Source organism: Shewanella sp. P1-14-1 (assembly GCF_001401775.1).
GTDB lineage: Bacteria > Pseudomonadota > Gammaproteobacteria > Enterobacterales > Shewanellaceae > Shewanella > Shewanella japonica.
Map to the genome: position 1 here is coordinate 1 of NZ_LKTL01000105.1, position 292 is coordinate 292.

Annotated in this window: 1 pseudogene; it reads right to left on the minus strand. The window is 63.0% G+C overall.

Annotated elements, in window-relative coordinates:
- A pseudogene (locus AN944_RS21465) lies at positions 1-292 on the minus strand (F0F1 ATP synthase subunit beta); the annotation flags it as partial.

Sequence of the window (292 nt, forward strand, 5' to 3'; positions counted from 1 at the left end):
CCCAGCAGTGCCGACACTTCGGTACCGGCCAGGGTGTAGCGGTAGATGTTGTCGACGAACAGCAGGACGTCCTTACCCTTGCCGTTTTCGTCCTTCTCGTCGCGGAAGTACTCGGCCATGGTCAGGCCGGTCAGGGCGACGCGCAGACGGTTGCCCGGCGGCTCGTTCATCTGGCCGTACACCATCGCCACCTTGTCGAGGACGTTGGAGTCCTTCATTTCGTGGTAGAAGTCGTTGCCCTCACGGGTACGCTCACCCACGCCGGCGAACACGGACAGACCGCTGTGCGCCT